21 protein-coding genes and 1 pseudogene are annotated in these 20,847 nt (G+C 58.4%); 9 read left to right on the forward strand and 13 right to left on the reverse strand.

Annotated elements, in window-relative coordinates; genetic code table 11:
• Positions 1–14: 14 nt before the first annotated feature.
• Entirely contained in the window at positions 15–683 is a 669-nt protein-coding gene (gene murU, locus ACTG2O_RS21395; protein ID WP_439976608.1) for an N-acetylmuramate alpha-1-phosphate uridylyltransferase MurU, read from the reverse strand.
• Positions 680–1,690: an aminoglycoside phosphotransferase family protein gene (locus ACTG2O_RS21400; RefSeq protein WP_439976609.1), complete on the reverse strand. Its 1,011-nt coding sequence runs from the start codon at positions 1,688–1,690 to the stop codon at positions 680–682. The genes murU and ACTG2O_RS21400 overlap by 4 nt, the downstream gene beginning before the upstream one ends.
• Positions 1,691–1,864: 174 nt before the next feature.
• Here ACTG2O_RS21400 and lptD point away from each other — a divergent pair, with 174 nt between their 5' ends.
• The 6 genes from lptD to ACTG2O_RS21430 are packed head-to-tail and all read left to right on the forward strand — an operon-like array spanning position 1,865 to position 8,647.
• Complete coding sequence (lptD, locus tag ACTG2O_RS21405; protein WP_439976610.1) at positions 1,865–4,330, forward strand: LPS assembly protein LptD; 2,466 nt, start codon at positions 1,865–1,867, stop codon at positions 4,328–4,330.
• A 26-nt stretch (positions 4,331–4,356) separates the two neighbouring features.
• Entirely contained in the window at positions 4,357–5,655 is a 1,299-nt protein-coding gene (gene surA / locus ACTG2O_RS21410; RefSeq protein ID WP_005349338.1) for a peptidylprolyl isomerase SurA, read from the forward strand.
• On the forward strand, positions 5,655–6,650 hold the full coding sequence (gene pdxA, locus ACTG2O_RS21415) for a 4-hydroxythreonine-4-phosphate dehydrogenase PdxA (RefSeq protein WP_439976611.1): 996 nt from the start codon (positions 5,655–5,657) through the stop codon (positions 6,648–6,650). The genes surA and pdxA overlap by 1 nt, the downstream gene beginning before the upstream one ends.
• Positions 6,640–7,452: a 16S rRNA (adenine(1518)-N(6)/adenine(1519)-N(6))-dimethyltransferase RsmA gene (gene rsmA, locus ACTG2O_RS21420; RefSeq protein WP_005339016.1), complete on the forward strand. Its 813-nt coding sequence runs from the start codon at positions 6,640–6,642 to the stop codon at positions 7,450–7,452. The genes pdxA and rsmA overlap by 11 nt, the downstream gene beginning before the upstream one ends.
• A 4-nt stretch (positions 7,453–7,456) precedes the next feature.
• Positions 7,457–7,819, forward strand: coding sequence for a Co2+/Mg2+ efflux protein ApaG (gene apaG / locus ACTG2O_RS21425; protein WP_150998434.1), 363 nt, complete (start codon positions 7,457–7,459; stop codon positions 7,817–7,819).
• A 6-nt stretch (positions 7,820–7,825) separates the two neighbouring features.
• Positions 7,826–8,647, forward strand: a complete 822-nt coding sequence (locus ACTG2O_RS21430; RefSeq protein WP_439976612.1) for a symmetrical bis(5'-nucleosyl)-tetraphosphatase — start codon at positions 7,826–7,828, stop codon at positions 8,645–8,647.
• Positions 8,648–8,772: 125 nt separating this feature from the next.
• On the opposite strand, the gene ACTG2O_RS21435 is transcribed toward ACTG2O_RS21430, so the two are convergent.
• The 3 genes from ACTG2O_RS21435 to ACTG2O_RS21445 form a co-directional block, all read right to left on the reverse strand.
• On the reverse strand, positions 8,773–9,273 hold the full coding sequence (locus ACTG2O_RS21435) for a 2TM domain-containing protein (RefSeq protein WP_439976682.1): 501 nt from the start codon (positions 9,271–9,273) through the stop codon (positions 8,773–8,775).
• Between the two features lie 123 nt (positions 9,274–9,396).
• Positions 9,397–9,843: a bleomycin resistance protein gene (locus ACTG2O_RS21440; RefSeq protein ID WP_335844178.1), complete on the reverse strand. Its 447-nt coding sequence runs from the start codon at positions 9,841–9,843 to the stop codon at positions 9,397–9,399.
• Between the two features lie 3 nt (positions 9,844–9,846).
• A complete protein-coding gene (locus ACTG2O_RS21445) occupies positions 9,847–10,836 on the reverse strand; it encodes a luciferase-like monooxygenase (protein ID WP_439976613.1) in 990 nt (329 codons plus the stop codon).
• A 304-nt stretch (positions 10,837–11,140) separates the two neighbouring features.
• On the opposite strand from ACTG2O_RS21445, the gene ACTG2O_RS21450 reads away from it, so the two are divergent.
• Positions 11,141–11,470 carry a hypothetical protein gene (locus ACTG2O_RS21450; protein WP_043822971.1) on the forward strand — a complete coding sequence of 110 codons (330 nt, stop codon included), beginning with the start codon at positions 11,141–11,143 and terminating at the stop codon, positions 11,468–11,470.
• Between the two features lie 100 nt (positions 11,471–11,570).
• A complete protein-coding gene (locus ACTG2O_RS21455) occupies positions 11,571–11,912 on the forward strand; it encodes a hypothetical protein (protein WP_439976614.1) in 342 nt (113 codons plus the stop codon).
• A gap of 183 nt (positions 11,913–12,095) precedes the next feature.
• On the opposite strand, the gene ACTG2O_RS21460 is transcribed toward ACTG2O_RS21455, so the two are convergent.
• The 4 genes from ACTG2O_RS21460 to rplU all read right to left on the reverse strand — a co-directional run bounded on the left by ACTG2O_RS21460 (position 12,096) and on the right by rplU (position 15,822).
• Complete coding sequence (locus tag ACTG2O_RS21460; RefSeq protein WP_019444891.1) at positions 12,096–13,466, reverse strand: YjiH family protein; 1,371 nt, start codon at positions 13,464–13,466, stop codon at positions 12,096–12,098.
• A 366-nt stretch (positions 13,467–13,832) separates the two neighbouring features.
• On the reverse strand, positions 13,833–15,035 hold the full coding sequence (gene cgtA / locus ACTG2O_RS21465; RefSeq protein ID WP_005339026.1) for an Obg family GTPase CgtA: 1,203 nt from the start codon (positions 15,033–15,035) through the stop codon (positions 13,833–13,835).
• A 200-nt stretch (positions 15,036–15,235) separates the two neighbouring features.
• Positions 15,236–15,493 (reverse strand): 50S ribosomal protein L27, encoded by a 258-nt coding sequence (gene rpmA / locus ACTG2O_RS21470; RefSeq protein ID WP_005339028.1) that lies wholly within the window; start codon positions 15,491–15,493, stop codon positions 15,236–15,238.
• A 17-nt stretch (positions 15,494–15,510) separates the two neighbouring features.
• Entirely contained in the window at positions 15,511–15,822 is a 312-nt protein-coding gene (gene rplU, locus ACTG2O_RS21475) for a 50S ribosomal protein L21 (protein ID WP_005304210.1), read from the reverse strand.
• 242 nt (positions 15,823–16,064) lie between these two features.
• On the opposite strand from rplU, the pseudogene ispB reads away from it, so the two are divergent.
• Positions 16,065–17,034: pseudogene (gene ispB, locus ACTG2O_RS21480) on the forward strand (octaprenyl diphosphate synthase).
• 81 nt (positions 17,035–17,115) lie between these two features.
• Here ispB and ACTG2O_RS21485 read toward each other — a convergent pair.
• The 4 genes from ACTG2O_RS21485 to hflX form a co-directional block, all read right to left on the reverse strand.
• Complete coding sequence (locus ACTG2O_RS21485) at positions 17,116–17,304, reverse strand: DUF2065 domain-containing protein (protein WP_439976615.1); 189 nt, start codon at positions 17,302–17,304, stop codon at positions 17,116–17,118.
• A gap of 105 nt (positions 17,305–17,409) precedes the next feature.
• A complete protein-coding gene (gene hflC, locus ACTG2O_RS21490) occupies positions 17,410–18,294 on the reverse strand; it encodes a protease modulator HflC (protein WP_005339038.1) in 885 nt (294 codons plus the stop codon).
• A 3-nt stretch (positions 18,295–18,297) separates the two neighbouring features.
• On the reverse strand, positions 18,298–19,449 hold the full coding sequence (gene hflK, locus ACTG2O_RS21495) for an FtsH protease activity modulator HflK (RefSeq protein ID WP_019444888.1): 1,152 nt from the start codon (positions 19,447–19,449) through the stop codon (positions 18,298–18,300).
• Positions 19,450–19,540: 91 nt separating this feature from the next.
• Positions 19,541–20,827 carry a ribosome rescue GTPase HflX gene (hflX, locus tag ACTG2O_RS21500; RefSeq protein ID WP_439976616.1) on the reverse strand — a complete coding sequence of 429 codons (1,287 nt, stop codon included), beginning with the start codon at positions 20,825–20,827 and terminating at the stop codon, positions 19,541–19,543.
• Positions 20,828–20,847: the final 20 nt, after the last annotated feature.

Consider the following 20,847-nt stretch of genomic DNA (forward strand, 5'->3'; position numbering starts at 1 on the left):
AAGACCTCTTGAAGTTAATGAGTGCGGGTCTGGAGCTGGTCATCCAGCTCGCGCAGTCGATCGACCGTGCCGATATCGCGCCACTCGCCAGCGAGCAGGCTGCCGCCCACCCGCCCTTGCGCCATCCAGTCACGGAGCAGGGGCGCCAGTTTGCGGGCGCCGCCCGCGAGATCGGCAAAGGCTGCCGGATCATATAGTCCGACCCCGCTGAAGGTAAACGCTGGCGTATCCACGACTCGCCCTTCTTGCAGGGCAAAGTCCCCGCTCGGGTGCTGGGGCGGGTTGGGCACCAGCCAGAGGTGGGCCAGATCATCGCCAAGGGGCTGGCTGACCAGAGTGTGATAATCGAGATCGAGCCAGGTATCGCCGTTGATCACCAAAAAGGGTTCAGAGCCCAGCAGCGGCAGCGCCTGCACAATGCCGCCCGCGGTCTCCAGCGCGCTCTCCTCGGCTGACCACTGGATGGTCACGCCAAGCGCACGGCCATCACCAAGGCTCTCGACCAGCTTGTGGCCGAGCCAGGCGTGGTTGATGACCAGCTCGGTCACGCCAGCGGCTTTGAGTTTTTCGATGTGATGAACGATGAGCGGCTTGCCCCCCACCGCCAACAGTGGCTTGGGCAGCAGGTCGGTCAGCGGGCGCATCCGCTCGCCACGGCCAGCGGCCAGGATCATCGCCTTCATGGTTTTACCCCTGCATTGGCGATCCCCGGCAACACCACCTGCTCCAGCCACTGACCAAAACGGGCCAGTACCGGATAGGCACTACCATGAGAGCGACAGACATCCACCACGTAGCCAAGAGTGCGGGGAATATCCTTGAGATAGCCGGACTTGCCGTCGCGATGATAGAGCCGGGTAAAGATTCCGGCCGCTTTGAGGTGGCGCTGCATGCCGGTCAGGTCGGCATCACGACGGAAACTGGCATAATCGAGCTCGCCAAGCAGACCCGCCTGTTGCAGGGTGGCAAAGCCGTGGCGCATCCCTTCATCGATCACCTCGTCCGGCCAGCGCACGTAACAATCTTTCAGCAGGGAGACCAGATCATAAGTGAGCGGCCCGATGACCATATCCTGAAAATCGATGATGGCCAGCCGGCTGCTCTCGGGGGTATCACCGCCACACACCATCAGGTTGCGACTGTGAAAATCTCTATGCATCACCCCCTGCGGCTGGGCCAGATTGCAGGCGGTGAGACAGGCAAAGGTCTCGGCCAGCAGTTGCTGCTCTTCGTCGCTCAGGGTCAGTTTTAGATGGTGGCCCAGCAGCCACTCGGGAAAAATGCTGTTCTCCCGCGCCATAAAAGCGGCATCGAAGGGTTCAAGCGCCAGTTCAACCGCCCCCAGGCGGGGCAGCAAATCAATCGCCTTGCCATACCAGGCCAGCACGTTGTGCTCGTTCAGGCAGCTGATCAGCTGGGTATCACCCAGATCACTGACCGCCAGCAGACCCTGTTCGTAGTCCACCGCCTTGACCTCTGGCGCCAACAGCTGACGCGCTTGCAAGGCGGCCGCATTACGAACAAATTCATGATTTTTTTCGGTTTTCGGATTGGCATCCACCCACACCAGACCACCACCACGAGAGTAGCGGCGGAAGCTGGCATCACCGGAAATGAGGGTAAGCGTGAGAGTGGCATCACCGGAAATACGGCGTGCCCACTGCAATAGCAGGGAATCGCGATCGTGCATAAGTAGAGGACCAAGGTGGAAAGCAGCACTTGGCTGTTAGCCCTGGCCGCAATAATGCTTTATCATTGCCGGCTAACATAAAGCAATGACATGCAATGTCAACTCGATGAAACCTGTCGTAAAATGCATGCCTTGGATCAACCGTATCTATCACGGATTGCACGAGTCTTTCACATGACAAAATGGACACTGGGGTACCGCTATCCCATCGCCCTGACTATCAGCCTGGCCCCCGCACTCACCCCTATGATGGTGCAGGCGGCCCCGTTCGAAGCGCCGCCAGCCACCGGCATTCTAGATAGTCTCTGCTATGACTATGTTCCCAAGATAGAGAAGCCTGCATCGGATCAGGATGCCAACGCACAGCCGGTCGAGGTTGATGCTGACCGTCTCGAGGCCAAACAGGGCGGCACCGCCGTCTATGAAGGCGACGTCAAGGTTCGTCAGGGTGTTCGCAAGTTTGACTCCGACTATGCCCAGCTCGATCAGAAGAGCCGGGATGTCATCGCCATCGGCAACATCTATTACAACGACGGTCAGGTAACCGTCACCAGCGACAAGACCCTCAAATCCAATCTGGATACTAAGAACTCCGAGCTGGAAGAGGGCAAGTATCAGGTGCATGGCTCACCGGTGCGCGGCTTTGCCAAGCGCGTGGTGATGACCAACAACAACCAGAACATCACCATGGAGGGGGCCCAGTACACCACCTGCCCCCCCGGTCAGGAAGTGTGGACCCTCAAGGCGGGCAGCATCGACATCGACCAGAAAGAGGTGTTTGGCGAAGCCTGGAACGCCAGCCTCTGGCTCTATGACTACCCGGTGTTCTACTTCCCCTATATCAACTTCCCCATCAAGGATGAGCGGAAGACCGGTCTGCTCTACCCGGGTTACAAGCAAAGCTCCAGCAACGGCATGGATATCACCCAGCCCTTCTACTGGAACATAGCTCCCAACTACGATGCCACCATCACCTCCCGTTTTATGGACAAACGCGGCCTGATGGAGCAGGTGGAGTTCCGCTACATGCCGGACCCCGCCCACACCGGCACCCTCTATTTTGAAAGCCTCAGGGATGACAAGCAGTATGATGCTGGCAACCCGAGCTTTACCAACCCTTCGACAGGGACTCCGTACCTCTCCGATGGGCATCGTTACCTGATGAACGTCCGCCACAGTTCCACCCTGATGGACGGCTCCCTGCGTCTGGGCATCGACTACACCCAGGTGCGCGACAAGGATTACAACTACTTCAACGACTTCAGTCCAACGGTAGGTACCCAAGTCGACAGTCAGTTGCAGCAATCCTTTACTGCCGGATATTACCAGCAGAACTGGAACCTCACCTCAGAAGTGCGCCGTTATCAGATCCTGAGCCCCTACGCGCTGCTGCCTCACGAGATGCTGCCGCGTATCGACTACAACTACTACCAGCAGGGCAAGTGGTTCGATCTGGCCTGGAACAGCGAACTGACCAAATTTGGTTATGACAGCGGCAGCGCCAGTGCCCAGCAGGCCGGTGAGCGCTATACCACCACCCGACTGCACCTGGCTCCGACCCTGACCGTGCCTCTCATTGATGCCCCTGGCTACTACCTCACCAGCCAGTACAAGCTGATGTTTACCTCCTACAACCAGGAGGTACCCAAGGATCTGGTCTACACGGATCGCTCGCGTTTTACCGACTCCAGCACTGGCCTGCTCACCCTGAAGGATGGCACCGTCAATCGTACCCTCCCCTCCTTCCGCCTTAAGGGGGGGCTTAACTTCGATCGCCCGGTTGACTGGTATGATGGCAAGGGTACCCAGACACTGGAGCCGGAGTTCCAGTATCTCTACGTCCCCTATCGGGATCAGGACGATATCGGGATCTACGACTCCACCACCACCCGTCAGGATTACTACAGCCTGTTCAGTGATCGCCGCTTTGCCGGTCTCGACCGCATCAGCGATGCCAATCGGGTCACCGTTGGCCTGACCAGCCGGGTCTATGACAATGTGGGTGATGAACGGTTGCGTCTGGCGGTGGCCCAGGCCTTCGAAATGACACCACCTAAGGTGCGCCTCTACCCTTCAAATCCGGAAAGCACCAACGCCCGCTCCCTGCTCTCGTTTGAGGGGGATGCACGGATCACCGATGAGTGGTTTGCCCACGCGGGGACCCAATACGATACCTCAGAGGGTGAATTTACAGCTGGCAATGGTGCGGTCGAGTACCGGACCGGCAAGCTGACCACTCAGGCCAACTACCGCTACATCAAGGATGGCAACCTGGACTATCGCTATCCGACCAACACGGCGCTGGCAGAAGATCTGAGCCAGGCGGGCCTGGTGATGATGGCGCCGATCGCCGACCAGTGGCAGATGTATGGCGGTTACTACCGTGACATCAAACAGGATGTGAACATTGACCGCAAGATCGGTGTCAAATACGACTCCTGCTGCTGGAGCATCAACATGAGCCTGGAGTGGCACAATCAGCCGGACAACGTCACCCTGAAACCCACTTCGGAAAAAGTCATTGGTCTGCAGTTTGAAATGAAGGGACTTGGCAGCGTGGGTACAGGTGGCCGCAGCGTCACACTGGATACCGAGCTGTTGCCCTATGTTCGCCCGTTTAATCTGAAAGGCCAGCAATGATGCTGGTCCAGCCTTGAGAGATGGATATGAAAAAGACCCTGATTGCCCTGCTGACCGCGGGAATGTTCGGTGCCATGAGCCAGGCCGCACTGGCTGCGCCCGAGCTGATGGACAAGGTTCTGGCCGTGGTCAACAAGGACGTGGTGCTGTCCAGCCAACAGGACGCACTGGTCAACAAGGTAAAACTCTCCGCCCAGGAGAGCGGCCAGTCCCTGCCTGACGATGCCACCCTGCGCAAACAGGCGCTGGATCGCCTGATCCAGGAGAGCCTGCAGTTGCAACTGGCGGAGCGCCAGGGGCTGAAGATCAGCGACACCCAGCTGGAACAGGCTATTCAGGGCATCGCTGCCGACAACAAGATGACCCTGGATCAGCTGCGGGCCCAGCTCGCCCGTGAAGGGATGACCTATGCCCAATATCGGGAAGAGGTTCGCCGCGAGATCCTGATGAACGAGGTGCGCCGCAACCAGGTGCGCCGCCGTATCAACATCTCCGAGCAGGAGGTGAAGCAGGTGGTGGAGATCCTGAAGAAACAGGGTCAACAGCAGAACGAATACCACGTCGGCCATATCCAGATTGCCCTGCCGGACAACCCCACTGCCGCCCAGCTGGATGCCGCCAAGAGCAAGATCGAGCGCATTCTGGCTGCCCTCAAGCAAGGTGCCGACTTCCGCAAACTGGCCATTGCCGAGAGTAACGGTCCCAAGGCGCTGGAAGGGGGCGACTGGGGCTGGATGAGCCCGCAAGAGATGCCGACCCTGATGGCGGAAGCGGTACAGGGCGCCAAGAAGGGCGACATCGTCGGCCCGCTGCGCTCCGGCGCCGGCCTGCACATCGTCAAGGTGTTCGACACCAAGGGTCAGCAGCAAGTGATGCAGACCGAGGTGAAGGCCCGTCATATCCTGATCAAGCCCTCCATTATCCTGAGCGAAGAGAAAGCCAAGGGAATGCTGGATGGCATTCTGCACGACATCAAGAGCGGCAAGGCAAGCTTCGCCAGCATGGCGGAGAAGTACTCCGAAGATCCGGGCTCTGCGGTGCAGGGTGGCGAACTGGGCTGGTCTGATCCCAACGTCTATGTCCCCGAGTTCCGCGACATGGTCAACCGTCTGCAACCGGGCCAGATCAGTGCCCCGTTCCGTACCAGCCATGGCTGGCACATCGTGCAGGTGGAAGATCGCCGCAGCCAGGATGCGACCGACAAGGCTCAGGAACAGCGCGCCTACCAGCTGATCTACAACCGTCGCTTCGTGGAAGAGTCTCAGGCGTGGCTGGATGAGCTGCGTGACGAGGCCTACATCCAGATCGAAGGAGCCGGTAGCTGATGAGCTGCCGTCGCCTTGCCGTTACCCCGGGCGAACCGGCCGGGATCGGCCCGGATCTGGTGCTGCAGATTGCCCAGCAGGATTGGCCCCACCAGTTGGTGGTGATCGCCGATCCGGCGCTGCTGCGCGAGCGGGCAACCCTGCTGGGGCTCAGCATCGAGCTTGAGCCCTATGACGCAACCGCCCCTGCTCATCCGCAGCGAGCGGGCACCCTGACCGTCTGTCCGGTCACCCTCGGCGCCCCCGTGGTGCCGGGCGAGTTGAACGAAGGCAATGGCGCCTATGTGCTGGCAACCCTGCAGCGCGCCTGTGATGGCAACATGAGCGGCGAATTTGCCGCCGTGGTGACCGGGCCGGTGCACAAGGGGATCATCAACCAGGCCGGGGTCTCGTTCAGCGGCCACACCGAGTTCTTTGCCCAACAATCCAACACCGCCGATGTGGTAATGATGCTGGCAACCGAGGGGCTGCGGGTCGCACTGGCGACTACCCATATTCCGCTGGCCTATGTAGCGATGGCCATCACCGAAGATCGCCTCGGCAAGGTGATCCGGATCCTCAACGAGGATCTCACAACCAAGTTTGGTATCGCCAAACCCCGTATTTACGTCTGCGGACTCAACCCCCACGCCGGGGAAGGTGGCCATCTTGGACGTGAAGAGATTGACGTGATCGAACCTGCTCTGGCCACCCTGCGCCAGGAGGGGATCGATCTGGTCGGCCCGTTGCCGGCCGACACCCTGTTCCAGGAGAAATACCTCAAGGATGCGGATGCGGTACTCGCCATGTACCACGACCAGGGGCTGCCTGTGCTCAAATACAAGGGCTTCGGCAGTTCGGTCAATATCTCCCTGGGGCTTCCCTTCATCCGCACTTCGGTGGATCACGGCACCGCGCTGGATCTGGCAGGCAAGGGCCTGGCCGATCCGGGCAGCCTTGTCACCGCGATTAACCACGCCATCAAGATGGTAGAGAAAAAAAGATATGAGCAGTAAGGTGCACATGGGCCACACGGCCCGTAAGCGTTTCGGTCAGAACTTCTTGCACGACCGGTATGTGATCGATCAAATCGTCGCCGCCATCAACCCGCAGCCGGGTCAGAATCTGGTGGAGATCGGTCCGGGTCTGGCCGCGCTGACCGAGCCGGTCGCCGCCCAGATGGACAAAATGACCGTGGTCGAGCTTGACCGGGACCTGGCAGCTCGCCTGCGCGAGCACCCGACCCTCAAAGACAAGCTGACCGTCATCGAAGCGGATGCCATGCGTTTTGACTTCGGCACCCTGATGGGTGAAGGCAAGGGGCCGCTGCGCATCTTCGGCAACCTGCCCTACAACATCTCCACCCCGCTCATCTTCCACCTGTGCGAGTTCGCTGATCGGGTAGAGGACATGCACTTCATGCTGCAAAAAGAAGTGGTGTTGCGTCTGGCCGCCGGCCCGGGCAGCAAGGCTTATGGCCGTCTGAGCGTGATGACCCAGTACTACTGCCAGGTGGTGCCGGTGCTGGAAGTGGGCCCGGGCGCCTTCAAACCGGCACCGAAAGTGGACTCTGCCGTAGTTCGCCTGATCCCGCACAAGAATCCGACCATAGTCGCAAAAGACATTCGTTGTCTGAATCGCGTCTGTACCGAAGGCTTTGGCCAGCGTCGCAAGACCATCCGCAACAGCTTCTCCAACTTCATCACCGACGCCCAGCTTACCGAGCTTGGTATCGATGGCAACCTGCGCCCGGAGAATCTCTCCCTCGAGCAGTTTGTCATGATCGCCAACTGGCTGGCGGATCAGCAACAGGCCTGATCCTGTGGCACTCCCGCACATCGAGATCCGCCCATACCCCGTGTATGTGGCGGGCTCCAAAGACCCTTACCAGTTTCACTATCTGATCGAGATTGAGAATCTGGGGCCCGGCCCGGTGCAACTGCTGCATCGGCGCTGGCTCATCACCGATGCCAATGGCAAGATGCTGGAAGTGGCAGGCTCGGGCGTAGTCGGGGAACAACCCGTCATTGCCGAAGGTGAGACCTACCGCTACCAGAGCGGCGTGCCGCTGGCGACCCCGCTTGGGGTGATGGAAGGGAGCTATACCCTGCAAGATGGCTCTGGTCAGCAGTTTGAGGCGCCCATCGCCCCCTTCACGCTGGCCATCCCCAATATTATCAACTGAGGTTTCATGGCGAACTGTTTTGTCGGTGACATCCAGGGCTGTTACAACGACTTGCGCCGTCTGCTGGATCTTGCCGCGTTCGATCCCGAAAATGACGTGCTCTGGCTCTGCGGCGATCTGGTCGCCCGCGGCCCGGACTCCCTCAATACCCTGCGTTTTGTCAAAGGGCTGGGCAACAGTGCCGTTACCGTGCTCGGCAACCACGACCTGCACCTGCTGGCGGTCGCAGATGGCGTTGCACCGCTCAAGAAAAAAGACAAGCTGCAAAGCCTGATGGATGCCCCGGACCGGGATGAACTGCTGGAGTGGCTGCGCCACCGCCCGCTGCTGGCCGAACATCCGGACCTGCCCATCATGATGGTGCATGCCGGGATCTCCCCCGCATGGGATGTCCGCACCGCGCGCAACTGCGCCCGCGAGGTAGAGAGCCTGCTACGCGGTGACCAGTACAGCTGGCTGCTGCACAACATGTACGGCGACCAGCCCGATGGCTGGAAAGATGATCTGGTCGGGATCGACCGCTACCGCTACATCATCAATACCTTCACCCGGATGCGCTTCTGCTATTTCGACGGTCGTCTCGACTTCAAATGCAAGAAGGGGCCCAAGGAGTCGACCCCGGGCCTGCGGCCCTGGTTCGAACAGCGCGAGCATCACGTGGATGACCCCATTCTGGTGTTCGGCCACTGGGCCGCCCTGATGGGCAACACCGGCAAGAGCGATATCAAGGCACTCGATACCGGCTGCGTCTGGGGCAACAGCCTCACCCTGTGGCGTTATGAAGATGATGCCCTGATCGCCACCCCCTGCCCGGTTCACGCCAGCTAGGGGGAGCACTGCAATCAGGCGGTCGCGATCGCTGCCGCACGGATGGCCACAACTCGTTCCAATAACAAAGCCCGGCAATCTGCCGGGCTTGCTGTTTTAGGCTCCCTGTTTTCCGGCGAATGAAGTTACAACTTGCGCCCCAGCCGCTTCTCGATCTGGCGCCGCTCCCACTCGGGGCCAAACAGCTTGAAGGGCTGAAACACCCGAACAGCATGGGAGGCAAGTCCCAGCCCCCAGCCCAGGGTTGGCCACCAGGCCCAGATATACTCCGGATTGCTCAGGTAGTTGATGACAAACAGCCCGCAGATCACCACCACGTAGCTGGCGGCATGGTGATAGAAGCCCTTGAGCTCCTCCACATAGCGCATTGCCGCCCGCTCCTCTGCCGATACCTGCACCGCATCCTGACCAATAGTGTCACTTCCTCTCATCTCGCGCTCCTGTTGCTCTGATCCATCCAGTTGAGCCACATCGAGTTCAAAGACGGCGGCCAGGGCCTTGAGAGATTCCAGTCCGGGTTGCTGCCCCTGCTCGATCCGCTGGATAGTGCGGACACTCAAACCAGTCAACGTTGCCAACTGATCCTGAGACCAACCCCGTTGCAATCTCAACTTCCTGACGATCATCTCGAACTCCTTGTGGTAATTGACAGGGCCAGCATAGGGCTTGCGCCACGAAAGGTGACACGACAGATAGCCGACATACATCTGACAGTCCTTTAAAATCAGATGGTTAAGATTTTGATCTTGTCAGTCAGCCGCTCGTTCCCCCAGATATTGCACAAACCGTAACAGATAACCATCGGGATCCTGCAGCAAAAATTCGCGCTGCCCGGCCAGCATCTCGCCCACTGGATACCAGACCTCAGTGGGCTGCCGGAAAAGTGCAATCCCGGCGGCCTGCAAGCGGTCAAGTAGCGGCTGGATCTCGGTCAGCTCCATCTGCAGATTGATCCCCCGACCGAACGGTGGCTCCAGCGCCCCGACCTGCCAACCCGCCGGATGTACCTGCTCCAGCATCAGCTGTATCTGTTGCTGCTCAAGATAAGCAAAAGGAGGGTCATCGCGCCGATAGCGGACCGAGAAGCCCAACAAACCGGTATAGAAAACCAGAGATCGAGCCAGATCGGTAACCGACAGCTCCGGTACCATGGGATTCCAATACGGCCCATCCACCGCGACAGTAGGGTTCGTCATGGCTTACAGGCTCTGCATCAGCTCGGCGGCAATTTCAAAGGAACGCAGTCGGGCCTGATGATCGACGATGGGGCCATTGAACATCAGCTCATCGGCGCGGGTTTCCGCCAGCAGCGCCTTGAGGCCGTGACGAACCTGCTCCGGGTTGCCCACCAGAGAGCGGGCAAGGGTCTGCTCCATCGCCATCAGCTCACGGGGCGCCCACTCGTCGCCAAGCTGGACGACCGGCGCGGGCAGCTTGCCCGCATCACCGCGATGAAGGCGCAAGAACTGCTGCTGCACGGTAGTGAACTGGAAGCGGGCCTCCCGCTCGCTGTCGGCGGCGATCATGTTGATGCAGACCACCGCATGGGGCTTGGGCCAGCGCGCAGAGGGGCGATACTGGCTGCGGTAGATCTCCAGCGCCTGCAGCAGCATGGCGGGCGCGAAATGGGAGGCAAAACCGAACGGCAAGCCCATCGCCGCAGCCAATTGGGCACTGTAGAGGCTGGAGCCCAGCAGCCAGATGGGCAGATGCAGCCCCTGCCCGGGTACCGCCTGCACCGCACCAATCTCGTCGCCAAAGTAGCTCATCAACTCGCGCACATCGGCCGGAAAATCATCCACCTCGCCGTTGCGCATTCGCCGCAGCGCCCGCATGGTGCGTTGATCGGTCCCGGGGGCGCGACCAAGGCCGAGATCGATGCGATCCGGATAGAGCGAAGCCAAAGTGCCAAACTGTTCGGCAATCACCAGCGGCGAGTGGTTCGGCAACATGATGCCACCCGCCCCGATCCGCAGGGTGGTGGTGGCTTCGGCCAGATGGCCGATCAGCACCGAGGTGGCGGCACTGGCAATGCCCGGCATGTTGTGATGTTCGGCCAGCCAGTAGCGCTGGTAACCCCAACCCTCGGCATGGCGGGCAAGATCCCGCGAACGGCGAAATGACTCGGCAGGCACGGAACCTTCGGCAACAGGCACCAGATCGAGCACGGAATAGGGGATGGCAGACATGGGTCACTCCATTGATTTACAGGCCAGTAACAAGTGGGGCAATGTAGCACGGGATACCTGAATGAATCACTATCTCCTGCCACACTCTGCCTGCCAAGCGGCAGCAATCGAACGGAACAAATCTCAGGCAAGTATTGTTTGAACGCTAATCCAGCTGGCCGCGCATGCACGGGGGTGGATCATATTTTCTTACATTTGCGGGCTGGCCTGAGCGCCCCCGGCTGGTTATAACGGTGCCCCTATAGCGAAGGGGGAGCAATAGATCCCCCTCACTCTTTGTCACACCACACTGTTCAGGTTATCTATGTCAAAACATCTCGTTCTGCTGGGCGCGCTGACGCTCTCCGGCTGCGCCCTGTTGTCTCCCCCCGCCCCCACTGTCACCCCGGTGCACCTTGCCGATACCAGCCAGCGCGGCTTCTACATCGAATGCAGCAGCATGAAAGCCTGCTTCCAGCAGGCCAACCAGACCTGCCCGCAAGGTTACAAGGAGACCGATCGTCGGCAGCAGACGCTCTACAGCACCCAGTATCTGGGGGGAAGCTATGACAAGGAGAAGAAAATCTACCAAGCTGCCAAGCCCTATCGCATCGCCAACACGGTCCACTCGTTAACCATCCAGTGTCCGATCTGAGCATAACGTCACGCTAACCCATAGGGCGGCCGGCGCGGGATACCAAGGGTCCGGCCGGCACGCGCCCCCCTTTTCTTGCCCCACAGAGCACGCGCCTTTTATGTCACAGAGAATTGTCCTGCTGGGCAGTATATTGCTGTCCGGTTGCGCCCCCGCCACTGTCACTGAGCTCACCTCCGCAGATTCCTCGCTGCAACGATTCCAGATCGAGTGCAGTGCGCCGGATGATTGCCAGCAACAGGCAAGCTTGAGCTGTCCGCAGGGCTATCAGGAAACCGATCACAGCCAGCACACCTTCACCAAGGTTCAGATGAGCATGGGGGGCACCGACCCGATGAGGGGATTTAGCCCGAGCTTCCCCCAGATCAGCACCTTCACCATCCATACCCTGCTGGTGCAGTGTCCCCGCAAGCCGGCACAGCCCCACCCGCAGGGACACTGATGAGCAAGGGCCCGCAGGCCCTTCTCTCTTGTTACCCACACTCAGCCCACGGCGAATGACCCACACCTTGCAAGGCAGGACGTTTTGCGAATAACCCGCGTCATCCATCAAGCCCGGAGAAAAGAGGAAAAGCCATAAAAAAACGGTCAACCGAGGTTGACCGTTTTTCACTACGTTGCGTCCTTAGAACAGCAGATGTGCCACCCCGGCGATAACCGGCAAGGTGACCAGAGTGCGCAGCAGGAAGATAACAAACAGCTCCCACAGCTTGACCGGGATCTTGCTGCCCAGCAGCAGGGCGCCCACTTCCGACATATAGATCAGCTGGGTTACCGACATGGCGGCAATCACGAAGCGGGTCATGTCACTCTCGATGGTCGAGGCCAGCACCGCCGGAATGAACATATCGGCAAAACCGACCATGATGGTCTTGGAAGCCGCTTCCGCCTCCGGCAGTTGCAGCAGCTCCAGCAAGGGGACAAACGGGGCGCCAAGCCAGTTGAAGATAGGGGTGTGCTCGGCCAGCATCAGCGCACAGGTACCGATCGCCATCACTACCGGCAGCACGCCAAACACCATATCCAGTGCATTCTTCACCCCTTCCCGCGCGACGGCGCCGAGATCAGTCATGCTGTCAGCCTTGGTCAGGGCACGCTCGAAACCATAGCTCATCACGCTGTGCTGGTGCGGCACTGCTTCCTGCTTGCGGCACAGGGGAGTGCCATCGGCATAGATGTCCTTCTTCCAGCAGAGCGGCGGCAGACGCGGCACCACGATGGCGGCAACCACCCCCGCCAGACAGACGGTCAGGTAGAAGGGAACGAACATGTGCTCCAGCTTCACTTGGGAGATCACCACCAGACAGAAGGTGATGGAGACTGCAGAGAAGGTGGTGCCAATCACCGCAGCTTCACGCTGGGTGTAGAACTTCCCTTCGTACTGCTTGCTGGTCAGCAGGATGCCGACGCTGCCATCGCCAAGCCAGGAGGCAAAGCAGTCCACAGCCGAACGACCCGGCAACCGGAAGACCGGACGCATGATGCGGGTCATCATGGTGCCGACAAATTCCAGCAGCCCGAAATCGAGCAGCAACGGCAGCAGCAGGCCAGCAAAAATGAAGACTGAAAACAGCACCGGCAGCAGATCGTTGAGCACCAGTCCACCGGTTGCGCCGGAGTAAAGCACCTCTGGCCCCACCTGGAAGAAGGTCAGCAGCACGAAGATACCGCCCAATACCCGCACGCAGGCCCAGAAAGGGGAGACATTGAACAAACTGTTGAGGAAAGGACGACGCACCAGAATCGCCGGCTTGAACAGCCAGGCAATCACCGTCATCAGCATGGTGGTGGTGATCACCGCACTGACCATGGCGACCAGATAATCGGCAAAAATGCGCTGTACCAGCTTGGCCAGCACGGCCACCGGGATGGTGACGTTACCGTCATAGACGACCGGCGTCATGAACAGCAGGATCCCGATAAGTGACGGAACCAGAAACATCAACAAGTTACGGCGAGTATTGACCGCAGGTGCTTCGAGACTCTTTTCCAACATGATATGACTGCCCTAATGTTACTTTTCCCTAGCCCGGCTAACCTGCGTATTCATGCATTAACCGGCAAAACGGGCGCAAGAATACTCTAAAAAAATGCACAAACAAGCCCTTAAGGCAGAAATCTGCGCATAAATATTTCCACAGGTAAACCTTCCATTAAAACAATAAGATACAGCGGCGCATATCGATTCAATCGACATCGCCAGATGATTGTTTCGGCATTGTTAATTTTGGTGGGCAGTATAATCGGTTATCAGTAGCAGGCAATAAGTGACATCACAAATATACCTAATGAGTTGCTGCTCGATAGACATAAAAAAACCGGAGCCTGTTCAGGCTCCGGTTTTCAATGAGAGTGACGGGGATCAGTCACGGACGTAGATGACTTCAACGCCATCATCTTCGTCGTCATCCCAATCGTCATCATCAAGCCCTTCATCGAAGGCAAGAGAGGCAGCCAGTGCTTCCGCTTCAGCCTTGGCCAGCTGGTTCTTGTGGTAGTCATCCCACTTGAACTCCACCTTCTCGATGGCGTCTTTGGCATCTTCCGCCAGCTGACGGGGCATGGTATCCAGCAGATCCAGAATGTCGTAGCAGACCTTCTTGGTGCCTTCCTTGCTGATGGCAGTGATAGCATAGACCGGACCTTCGTGGTTCAGGGCCGCCTTGACGCGATCCATCACCTCCTGGGCTTCTTCTTCCAGGATCAGGTCCATCTTGTTAAACACCAACCAGCGCGGCTTGCCAGCCAGTTCCGGGCTGTACTTCTCCAGCTCCTTGACGATGGTCACGGCATTTTCAGCAGGATCGGAGCCATCAACCGGGCAGATATCCACCAGGTGGATTAGCACGCGGCAACGCTCGAGGTGTTTCAGGAAGCGGATACCCAGACCTGCACCTTCAGCAGCGCCTTCGATCAGACCCGGGATATCGGCGATCACGAAGGAGCGGGAGTTTTCACCACGCACCACACCCAGGTTCGGTACCAGGGTAGTGAAGGGGTAATCAGCTACTTTCGGGCGAGCTGCAGAAACGGCGCGAATAAAGGTAGACTTGCCTGCGTTGGGCAGACCCAGCATGCCGACATCGGCCAGCAGCAGCAGCTCCAGCTTCAAAGTACGCACTTCACCCGGAGTACCATTACTCTTCTGGCGGGGAGCACGGTTGACGGAGCTCTTGAAGCGGGTGTTGCCCAGACCATGGAAACCACCTTTGGCAACCAGCAGTTTCTGCTCGTGGTGGGTCAGATCCCCCAGCAGTTCACCGGTATCCTCATCGGTCGCTCGGGTACCGACCGGCACACGCAGGATCTTGTCCTTGCCGCGGCGACCGGTACAGTTGGCGCTCTGGCCATTCTCACCGCGCTCGGCAGCATGGAAGCGCTCGAAACGGTAGTCGATCAGGGTATTGAGGTTCTCGTCGGCGATCAGATATACGTCGCCACCGTCACCGCCGTCACCGCCGTCCGGACCACCGTTGGGAATATATTTTTCACGGCGAAAGCTTACACAACCGTTACCACCGTCACCGGCATCGACTCGAATCTGGACTTCATCAACAAACTTCATAGGTAACCGTCACCTTAATTCGAAAAACCGATACGCAATTATAGTGGTACAGACCCCTGCGGGCGATACGCATCTTGCCAATCATGCCCGTCAGAGCCAAAGTCAGCTGCGTTCCGTTTTTTCGTCAACGACATCAGAAAGACGTCAGAAAAACAAAAGCCCCGCCTGTTGGCGGGGCTTCGGATCCTTGCGGTCCGTAATTACTCAGCAACGATGCTAACGTACTTACGATTCAGCGGACCTTTAACTTCGAACAGGATTTTACCAGTCGCGGTTGCGAACAGGGTGTGATCCTTGCCCAGACCAACGTTGGTGCCAGCGTGGAACTTGGTACCACGTTGACGAACGATGATGCTGCCAGCCAGAACTGTTTCGCCGCCGAAACGCTTCACGCCCAGGCGTTTAGCTTCAGAATCGCGACCGTTGCGGGATGAACCGCCAGCTTTTTTGTGTGCCATTTATCGGACTCCTCTAATTAAGCGCTGATGCCAGTGATTTTGACTTCAGTGAACCACTGACGGTGGCCCGCTTGCTTACGATGGTGCTTACGACGACGGAACTTGACGATAGTCACTTTCTCGCCACGGCCGTGAGCCACAACTTCAGCTACAACCTTGCCACCTTCAACGAAAGGAGCACCTACTTTAAAAGTGTCGCCTGCAGCAACCATCAGAACTTCGTTGAAGTCGATGGTAGCGCCAGTCTCAACGTTCAGCTTTTCCAGACGAACGATTTGACCTTCGGCCACACGGTGTTGTTTTCCGCCGCTTTGGAATACCGCGTACATTTGATTAACTCCGTAAAGGCATGTCTTTTGCTCAAGGCTAGACATGCGCAAAAACCTATAACAATGGGCGGGCATTCTACGCAAATCGATCTGCTCAGGCAAGGCCAATTTAGCAAAAAGTTTATTTTGTGCGCATATCTGCCGCCGTGGATAAACGCCTAACTGTAACCCATTGTGAAATCGTGTAGAATCCCTGCCATTACTAAAATCGCAGTTATTGCTGCTGTCACGTTACGAGACTTATGGACCAACAGACTATCCGTGCGCTCTGTGCCGCCGACATGACGGCGGTCAATGAACTGATCCTGGCCCGACTCCAGTCCGACGTTAGTCTGATTAATCAGCTGGGTTTCTACATTGTCAGCGCCGGCGGGAAACGGATGCGCCCCATGCTGACCGTGATGGCTGCGCGTGCGCTGGGCTATGAGGGTGAGGATCACCTGAAACTGGCCGCCATCATCGAATTCATTCACACCTCTACCCTGCTGCATGACGACGTGGTCGACGAATCCGACCTGCGCCGTGGCAGGGAGACCGCCAACGCCATGTTTGGCAATGCCGCCAGCGTGCTGGTCGGTGACTACCTCTATAGCCGCTCCTTCCAGATGATGGCCGAACTCTCCAACCTGCGGGTGATGGAGATCCTCTCGGATGCCACCAACACCATCGCCGAAGGGGAAGTGTTGCAGCTGATGAACTGCAACGACCCGGATACCACCGAAGAGAGCTACATGACGGTCATCTACTGCAAGACCGCCAAGCTGTTCGAGGCCGCCTCGCCTTGCAGCCGTACTGACTCATCAGCCCGAGCCCGTCGAGCAGGCCATGACCGATTACGGCAAGTATCTGGGCACTGCGTTCCAGATCATCGATGACGTGATGGACTACTGCTCCCAGAGCGAAGAGATGGGCAAGAATGTCGGCGACGATCTGGCCGAAGGCAAACCGACCCTGCCGCTGCTGCGCGCCATGGAAGTGGGCACGCCGGAAGAGCGCCAGCTGGTGCGCGATGCCATCGAACACCGCAACGGCATGGAGCATCTTGAGCAGATCCTCGGCATTCTCGACCACACTGGCGCGCTGGAGTACTCCCGCATGCGTGCCAGAGAAGAGGCCGACAAGGCCATTGCCGCCCTCGCCATCCTGCCGGACTCCCCGCACAAACAGGCGCTGGAAACACTGGCCCACATGGCCGTGCAGCGCAGTGCCTGAGTAAACGGGATGCATGAAAAAAGAGGCCTTCGGCCTCTTTTTTATTGTCTGCTATCTGCTGAACTGTTCATTGCGACAGACTCAGCGACTCAGCCTCCAGAGGATCACGCTACCTGCCACCACTAGCGAGCCGCCGATACGGCGCAACTGCTCCGGTGGCTGATCGCTCAGCAGCCGCAACATCTGCTGCCATGCCCTGGGCATCAACAACGGGCCGAGCCCCTCGAACAACAGCAGCAATCCCAACCCCATCAGCATGGATGTCAGCATCCGACCTCCTTCAATGCAACCAGCCCCTCGGGTCAACGGCTGGCGTTGGCACCAAAAACAAAAGGGTCTGACAATGCAGACCCTTTGAATGTGACCTCGTGGCGATTACTGCTTGGTGCCGTGAGGAGACTTGAGGTAACGGAAGAACTCGCTGTCCGGCTTGAGCACCATCAGGTCGTTACCACCGGCGAAGCTCTTGCGATAGGCCTCCATGCTACGCACGAAGCTGAAAAACTCGGGGTCTTTCTTGTAGCTGTCGGCATAGATCTTGGCGGCTTCCGCATCCCCTTCACCACGCAGTTGGCGAGCGTTACTCTCGGCGTCAGCGATCATGACGGTCACCTTGCGGTCGATATCGGCACGCAGGATTTCAGCCTTCTCGCGACCCTGAGAGCGGTGCTCACGGGCGACTGCGGTACGCTCGGCGCGCATCCGCTGGTAAATGGAGTTGGAGACTTCCACCGGCAGGTTGATCTGCTTGATCCGCACATCCACCACCTTGATGCCGAGCTCGGAGGAGCGCGCCATCTTCTTCAGGGCATCTTCCATCACGGTACTACGCTCACCGGAGACGATGTCCTTGATGGTGCGGTTACCGATCTCGGAACGCAGACCGTTGTTGATCTTGCGCTTGAGCAGATCTTCCGCCTGCAGCTTGTTGCCACCACCGGTTGCCAGGTAGTACTTGGAGAAGTCCTCAATCTTCCACTTCACGTAAGAGTCGATGATCAGGTCTTTCTTCTCGGAGGTGACAAAACGGTCGGCCTGGCTGTCAATGGTCTGGATGCGGGCATCCATCTTGCGAACCTGGTCGATGAGCGGCACCTTGAAATGCAGGCCCGGCTCATAGAGGCGGGGTTCACCGGAGTCAACCCGCTTCACCTTGCCAAACTGCACCACAATCCCCTTCTGACCTTCATCAACGATAAAGACAGAGGAGAAGCAGACCATGGCCGCGACAGCGATTGCACCAATAGCTAGCTTTTTCATCTATCAGTTTCTCCCTGAGCTGAAGCGGTCACCGCTACGCAGCGGCATTGTCGGCGTAGAGTTGGCACCCTCGTTTGAAACGGGGACCTGCTCTGTGACCGGGGCGACAGTGGCACGATCAGACTGGGCAGCCTTCGGCTTGCCAGACAGCTTGTCGAGCGGCAGGTAGATCATGCTGTTGTTGCCAGCCGGCATGTCGACCACCACCTTGTTGGCCTGCTGATAGAGCTCTTCCATCGTTTCCAGATAGATACGCTCACGGGTCAGCTCGGGGGCAGCCAGATACTGGGGCAGCAGCTCGTTGAAGCGAGCAACTTCACCCTGGGCTTTCAACACGATCTGGGACTTGTAAGCTTCCGCTTCCTGCTCCAGACGCTTCACCTGACCACGGGCCTTCGGCTCCACTTCACGGGCATAGGCTTCTGCTTCACGAATGAAGCGCTGTTCATCTTCCTGAGCGGAGATGGCGTCATCAAAGGCGTCTTTCACCTCTTCCGGCGGACGCGCCGGCAGGAAGTTGACGTCGACGATCTGCAGACCCATCTGGTAAGGCTCGATGATGCCATCGATCACCTGCCAGGTCTCCTGACGCACCTTCTCACGACCGGTAGTCAGGACGTCATCCATCCGGGTATGACCCACCACGTAGCGCAGGGCGCTATCGGTGGCCTGACCCAGACTCTCGTCGGCATTGGTCACGCTGAACAGATACTGCTCGGGATTGACGACACGGTACTGCACGTCCATCTCGACCCGAACCACGTTCTCATCCTGAGTCAGCATGAAACCGGAGGCAGGCAGGGAGCGCACGGACTCGACGTCCACCGGGATCACCTGATCGATAAAGGTTGGCTTCCAGCGCAGGCCCGGCTCGACAATATGGGAAAACTTGCCAAACCGCAGCACGGCACCACGCTCCGCTTCGCGAATGGTGTAGAAGCCGCTGATGACCCACACCACCACAGCCACAACCAGCGCGATGGAGATACCAAAGCGACCTACATCGCCGCCAGATTTGCCGCCACCAAACAAGCCACCGAAACGGCGACTCACTTTGCGCAGCATTTCATCCAGATCAGGGGGTCCCTGATTCTTGCCGTTATTCCCCCAAGGGTCACGGTCTTTGCCGTTGTTACCAGGCTCATTCCAAGCCATCAGCGTCTCCATTAATACATGCGGATGGATATCATCTCTATCGGGCCGTCATACGTTGAGAAGCCCCTAAGGGTTCACCTTCATCAACGAATCAATGCCTGATAAAGCGTTGTAAACTCTCACCTTCCTGTTTCACGAGGCGGTTCCAGTCGGCCAATTGCAAGCGGACTTCCAGCACGAAATCCCCCTCCTCGCTAAAACCTTCCTGCTCAATCCCTTTCAGCTGATAGAGCGCACTGCGCAATCTCGCGGCAGAAGGAGGCAACTGCAGGGTGTGATGCACCATGGAGCCAGCCAGCAATTCGGTCAGCGCCGTAAACAGATGCTCACAACCTTCACCAGTCTGGGCCGACAACCAGACGCGCAACGGGCGCCCCTCATCATCTCGCTCCAGACCTGCCGGACGATCCGCCAGCTTGTCGATCTTGTTGCAGATCATCAGCTGGGGCCTGTCATCGGCTTCAATCTCGGCCAACACCTGCTGCACGGAGTCGATATTCTCCTGCATCTGCTCATCGGCACAGTCCACCACATGCAGCAGCAGATCCGCTTCACGGGTCTCCTGCAGGGTCGCCTTGAAGGCCGCGACCAGATCATGGGGCAAGTGTCGAATAAATCCAACTGTATCCGCCAAAATCACATCACCCACATCCCGGATCACCAGTTTACGCAGGGTGGGATCCAGAGTTGCGAACAATTGGTCGGCAGCATACACGCTGGCAGCTGTAAGTTGGTTGAACAAAGTGGACTTTCCGGCGTTGGTATAACCAACCAGTGACACCGTCGGCACTTCGTTGCGGTTGCGGGCGCGGCGTCCCTGCTCCCGCTGCTTGGCCACCTTGTCGAGCCGACGCAAAATCGCCTTGATGCGTTCCCGCAGCAGACGTCGGTCAGTTTCAAGCTGGGTTTCACCCGGGCCACGCAGACCGATCCCGCCCTTTTGACGTTCAAGGTGGGTCCAGCCTCGCACCAGACGAGTGGAAAGATGGCGCAACTGGGCCAGTTCGACCTGCAGTTTACCTTCGTGGGTACGGGCGCGCTGGGCAAAGATATCGAGGATCAGGCCGGTTCGGTCCACCACACGGCACTGGAACAGACGCTCCAGGTTGCGCTCCTGGGCGGGGGTCAGGGCATGGTTGAAGATGACGACGTCGGCATCCAGCATCTGGACTTGGGACGCGATCTCTTCAGCCTTGCCACTGCCGACAAAAAATTTGGCACTGGGCGCACTGCGACTGGTGGTAATTACCCCCAGCGCATTGACTCCGGCCGAGCTCACCAACATCTTGAGCTCTTCCAGATCCTCCCGCTCACCCTCATCACTGAAGTTGACATGCACCAGAACGGCCTGTTCGCCAGCTTCATAACGGTCAAACAAGCGCTTGCTCCTTAACAGGA

Source organism: Aeromonas sp. 61P (genome assembly GCF_051919545.1).
Classification (GTDB): Bacteria; Pseudomonadota; Gammaproteobacteria; order Enterobacterales; family Aeromonadaceae; genus Aeromonas; species Aeromonas veronii.